The organism is Azospirillum formosense, assembly GCF_013340925.1.
Classification (GTDB): Bacteria; Pseudomonadota; Alphaproteobacteria; order Azospirillales; family Azospirillaceae; genus Azospirillum; species Azospirillum formosense.
This window is the reverse complement of sequence record NZ_WHOR01000329.1, coordinates 1-5,566: the sequence shown is the minus strand read 5'-3', so window position 1 is coordinate 5,566 and position 5,566 is coordinate 1. Positions and strand designations below refer to the sequence as shown.

The following is a 5,566-nucleotide window of genomic DNA, read 5'->3' as shown; positions in this document are numbered from 1 at the left end:
CGACTTCGTCGCGTGCATTTGACTACATATTGTATTTTTTTTTTTTTTTTCAAAACAAAAAGCCGCATGCCGATTTCCGCCTTGGTCTCGTGGGCGCGGAGATGTGAATAGGAGACGGGCGGGGGGGGGGGCAATTGCTTCGCTCCCGATTCCCCATCCTCCAACAGCGTAGACGCCGATGCTGGGTTTCGGACCGATCGCCTTTGCCGTTCCGTGGGTGCTGGCCGCCCTGGCCGTCCTGCCGGTGCTGTGGTGGCTGCTGCGCGTCACGCCGCCGGCCCCGCGGGTGGTGCGCTTCCCCGCCATCCGGCTGCTGCGCGACCTGACGGCGCGGGAGGAGACCCCCGCCCGCACCCCGCTGTGGCTGCTGATCCTGCGCCTGATCGTCGCCGCGCTGCTGATCCTGGCCCTGGCCGGGCCGCTGCTGAACCCGCGCGCCGCCCTGCCGGGCAGCGGGCCGCTGCTGCTTCTGGTCGACAACGGCTGGGCGTCGGGCCGCGACTGGACGAGCCGCCGCGCCGCCATGGAGGAGCTGGTGTCGCAGGCGGAGCGGCAGAACCGGCCAGTCGTCCTGCTGCCGACCGCCCGGCCCGCCGGGGGCGAGGCGGTGAAGGCCAGCCCGCCCCTGCCCGCCTCGGAAGCCCGCCGCCTGATCCAGGCGCTGGAGCCGCACCCCTGGCCGACCGACCGCGCCGGCGCGCTGGAGGCGGTGCGCGGTCTCGCCGCGCGGGGCTCCGCCCACACCGTCTGGCTGTCGGACGGCATCGGCGACCGCAGCGCCCGCGGCCTCGCCGAGACGCTGCAACGCATGGGCTCCCTGGAGATCCTCGACGATTCCGCGGAAAAGCCGCCCCATCTGCTGCTTCCCCCCTCGTCGGAGGGCGCCGGCCTGTCCGCTCGCGTGGTGCGCGCCGACTCCTCCCGCCCGGAAAGCGTCACCGTGCGCCTGTCCGGCGCCGACGGCCGCCTGCTGACCCGCCAGCCCGTCGCCTTCGACGCCGGGCAGCTCACCCGCGAGGTGCGCTTCGAGGTGCCGGCGGAACTGCGCAACGACGCCGCCAGCCTGCGCGTGGAGAACGACACCACCGCCGGGGCCACCGTCCTGCTCGACGAGCGCTGGCGCCGCCGCCCGGTCGGGCTGGCCTCGGGCCGAGCCAACGGCGAGAACCAGCCGCTGCTGTCCGACCTGCACTATCTGGAACGGGCGCTGGCCCCCTACAACGAGGTGCGCCGCGGCGAACCGGACGAGCTTCTCAAGCGCGACCTCGCCGTGCTCGTGCTGTCGGACATCGGCGCCCTGACCGGCCAGGAGGCCCAGACCATCGAGGACTGGGTGCGCAAGGGCGGCGTCCTGCTGCGCTTCGCCGGGCCGCGGCTGGCCCAGAACCCCGACCGTCTGGTGCCGGTGCGCCTGCGGCTGGGCGACCGGGCGCTGGGCGGCGCCCTGTCCTGGTCGGAGCCGGCGAAGCTCCAACCCTTCGACGGCCGCAGCCCCTTTGCCGGCCTGCACATCCCCGACGACGTCGCCGTCTCGCGGCAGGTGCTGGCCGAACCGGCGCTGGACCTCGCCGATCGCACCTGGGCGCGGCTCCAGGACGGCACCCCCCTGGTCACCTCGGAAAAGCGCGGAGACGGCTACATCGTGCTCGTCCACACCACCGCCAGCCCGGAATGGTCCAACCTGCCGATGTCCGGCCTGTTCGTCGACATGCTGCGCCGTCTGGTGACGCTGAGCGGCGGCGTCGCCGGGGGCGCCCATGGCGGCACACTGGAGCCGCTGGAGGTGCTGGACGGCTTCGGCCGGCTGGTGCCGCCGCCGGCCGCCGCCTTCCCCATCGCCGGGGACGCCGGGGCCGACGTGATCGGCCCGCGCCACCCGCCGGGCTTCTACGGCACGGAGGAGGCCCGCCGCGCCCTCAACCTGACCGCCACGCTGACGCGGATCGAGCCGTTGGGCGCCATGCCCGGCGGGGTCGCCCGCGGCCCCTACGGCACGCGGGGCGAGGTGGCTCTGAAGCCGGCGCTGCTCGGCATCGCGCTGTCGCTTGCCATGATCGACCTGCTGATCGCCCTGATGCTGCGCGGCCTGCTCGGCGGCTTGCGGTTCGGCGGCAAGCGTCGCCGCGCCGGGGCAACCGCCGCGGTCCTGCTGACTCTGGGCGCGGCGCTCCCCATGGCCGCGGCGCCCTGGACCCCCGCCCGCGCCGACGACGCGCAATCGACCAAGGTGACGGCGGAGACCTATCTCGCCTATGTGCGCACCGGGGACGGCACGGTGGACGACACCTCGCGCGCCGGGCTGGAAAGCCTCGTGGACGTGCTGACCCGCCGCACGGCGGTGGAGGCCGCCGGGGCGGTGGGCGTCGATCCGGAAAGCGACGAGCTGGCCTTCTATCCCCTGCTCTACTGGCCGGTGTCCGGCGGGCAGCGCGCGCTCAGCGACCACGCCCGCGCCCGGCTGAACGAGTACATGCGCAACGGCGGCACCATCCTGTTCGACACGCGCGACCAGTCGGCGGGTGCCGTCGGCGGCAACCAGGCGCTCCAGGGCATGGTGCAGGGGCTGGACATCCCGCCGCTGGCCCTGGTCCCGCCCGACCATGTTCTCACCAAGTCCTTCTACCTGCTGAACGATTTCCCAGGCCGCTACAACGGCGGCAATCTGTGGATCGAAGCGCGCGAGGGCCGCGCCAACGACGGCGTGTCGCCCGTGCTGATCGGCGGCAACGACTGGGCCGCCGCCTGGGCGGCGAACCGCAACGGCCAGCCGCTCTACGCCGTCGTCCCCGGCGGGGAACGGCAGCGCGAGATGGCCTACCGCTTCGGCGTCAACCTCGTCATGTACGCGCTGACCGGCAACTACAAGGCCGATCAGGTCCATGTGCCCGCGATCCTTGAGAGGCTCGGCCAGTGACCCTGCTTGACGGAACCTCCATCGCTCTGGCGCCGCTGCTGCCCTGGGTCTTCCTGGTGCCGCTGTTCGTGGTGGCGCTGGCGATCCTGGCTCTGGCCGTCTTCCGCCGGGCGCGCGGCGTCTGGCTGCGCGCCCTGGCGGTGGCGGTGCTGGCGCTCGCGCTGATCAACCCGTCGCTGGTGCAGGAGAAGCGGGAGCCGATCAAGGACGTGGCGGTGATCGTGCTCGACGCCTCGCCCAGCCAGAACATCGGCGACCGCCGCGCCCGCGCCGAAGCCGAACTGGAGCGCCTGACCGAGCGGCTGAAGGCTTTCGACGATCTGGAGCTGCGGGTGGTCCGCGCCGGGGACGCGGAATCCGGCGCTTCCGCCATCAACGAGACGCACCTGTTCGACGCCCTGAACCGCGCCATGGCCGACGTGCCCCGCCGCCGCATGGCCGGGGCGGTGCTGATCACCGACGGCCAGGTCCACGACGTTCCGGAGAATCTTGCCCGGCTGGCCGAGATCGGCCCGGTGCACACGCTGCTGACCGGCAACCGCGACGAGGGCGACCGCCGTCTGGCCATCGTCCAGGCCCCGGCCTACGGCCTCGTCGGCAAGCCGGTGGAACTGACCATCCGGGTGGACGACATGCCGCGCCGCCAGTCGGCCGACGCGGCGGTGACTCTGCGCCAGGACGGCGGGCCGCCACGCACCATCCGTGTTCCGGTCGGCCAGGACTTCCACATGGAGCTGCCGGTCAACCACGGCGGCCAGAATGTGCTGGAGATGGAGGTCGAGGCGGCGCGGCAGGAGCTGACGCTCGCCAACAACCGCACCGCCGTGGTGGTGAACGGGGTGCGCGACCGGCTGCGCGTCCTGCTGGTGTCCGGCGAGCCGCACGCCGGCGAGCGGACGTGGCGCAACCTTCTGAAGGCCGACCCGTCGGTCGATCTCGTCCACTTCACCATCCTGCGCCCGCCGGAGAAGCAGGACGGCACGCCGATCCGCGAGCTGTCGCTGATCGCCTTCCCGATTCGCGAGTTGTTCGAGATCAAGCTGGACGAGTTCGACCTGATCATCTTCGACCGCTACCGCCGGCGCGGCGTGCTGCCGCAGATGTATCTGGAAAACATCGCCGAGTACGTGCAGAAGGGCGGCGCCCTGCTGGAGGCGTCCGGCCAGGGCTACGCCACGCCGCTGTCGCTGTTCCGCACACCGCTGGGCCAGGTGATGCCGGCGGAGCCGACCGGCCAAGCCATCGACCGCCCCTTCAAGCCGACGGTGACGGAGGTCGGCCGCCGCCACCCTGTGACCGCCGGCCTGCCCGGCGACCACCCGGACGGCGAACCGAGCTGGGGCCGCTGGTTCCATCAGGTGGAGGTCGTGCCGGGCAACGGCGCGGTGGTGATGAACGGCGCCGACGACCGCCCGCTGCTGATCCTCGACCGCGTCGGCAAGGGCCGGGTGGCGCAGCTGGCGTCCGACCAGATGTGGCTGTGGAGCCGCGGCTTCGAGGGCGGCGGCCCCCAGGCCGAGCTTTTGCGCCGCCTCGCCCACTGGCTGATGAAGGAGCCGGAGCTGGAGGAGAACGACCTGCGCGCCCATGTGGACGGCAATCGCATCACGGTGGAGCGCCGCTCCCTGGAGCCCGACCCGCGCAGCATCACCCTCACCACCCCCTCCGACGAGACCCGGACGCTGGAGATGACCGAGGACCGCACGGGCCGCGCCAGCGCCACCGTGGTCGCCGGCGAACCGGGCATCTACCGCATCACCGACGGCGAGCGCACGGCGTTGGCCGTGGTGGGCGCCGTCAACCCGCCGGAACTGGCCGACGTGCGCTCCACCGGCGACCGCCTGTCGGGCGTCGCCGACGAGACTGGAGGCGGCGTGCACTGGATTTCCGACACGGAAGGCGGCGTGCGCCCCGGCATCGACGTGCGCCGCACCCGTCCCGACCGGACGCAGACCGGCGACGACTGGATCGGCCTGCGCGCCAACGGCGATTTCACGGTGACGGGGGTGTCGGAGGTGCCTTTGCTGCCCGTGGGCGCGGTGCTGGCCCTGGCGCTGGGCGCGCTGTTGATGGCGTGGCGTCGCGAGGGCCGATAAGGGTCAACGAAGCTGTTGCATTCGGGTCGGGTTTCCGCTTATGGTCCCGACCCTTCCGGCGCGGATCGCGCCGATCGGTTGGGGCGTCGCCAAGCGGTAAGGCAGCGGTTTTTGGTACCGCCATTCCCAGGTTCGAATCCTGGCGCCCCAGCCACCTAATTCCCTGTAAATTCAGGTACTTAACCCCGCCCAACGGCGGGGTTTTGTGTTGCGAGGGGGTGCAAACCGATTCACTGGGGAATGAGCGACTTACAAGCCTCGCCAGAAATTCCGCTCCGTTCGGCGCCGTGCACCTACAAGCCGGCCGCACCAGCATGATGCATGGGGAGGTTGGGCTATCCCCTCCGGCGCTGTCACGACTCGATGTGCGTCACAAGCCGTGCACACCGGATCACCTAGCAGGGCGCGGAAAAACGAACATATTCTGGCCTTTTCCCCCGCTTAGGCTTGAGAATGGGGGTTCTGAAGCCCGTTTTTATCAGAATGGAGCGTCTTTTCGCGCTCCGCGGCTGCCGGAACCGCCGTTCAGGCGGATTGCGGGCGTGATTATGCCGCT

2 protein-coding genes and 1 tRNA gene are annotated in these 5,566 nt (G+C 71.3%); all 3 read left to right on the top strand.

Going from position 1 to position 5,566, the window contains the following annotated elements:
* The first annotated feature begins 178 nt into the window (after positions 1 to 178).
* Positions 179 to 2,914, top strand: coding sequence for a DUF4159 domain-containing protein (locus tag GBZ26_RS26360; RefSeq protein ID WP_174441373.1), 2,736 nt, complete (start codon positions 179 to 181; stop codon positions 2,912 to 2,914).
* A complete protein-coding gene (locus GBZ26_RS26355; protein WP_174441372.1) occupies positions 2,911 to 5,010 on the top strand; it encodes a glutamine amidotransferase in 2,100 nt (699 codons plus the stop codon). The genes GBZ26_RS26360 and GBZ26_RS26355 overlap by 4 nt, the downstream gene beginning before the upstream one ends.
* A 79-nt stretch (positions 5,011 to 5,089) precedes the next feature.
* A tRNA-Gln gene (locus GBZ26_RS26350) sits at positions 5,090 to 5,164 on the top strand.
* The last annotated feature ends 402 nt before the right edge of the window (positions 5,165 to 5,566 follow it).

Bases quoted from the DNA above. Each gene is read 5' to 3' on its own strand.
- GBZ26_RS26360 (WP_174441373.1), top strand. From the start codon at position 179: ATGCTGGGTTTCGGACCGATCGCCTTTGCCGTTCCGTGGGTGCTGGCC.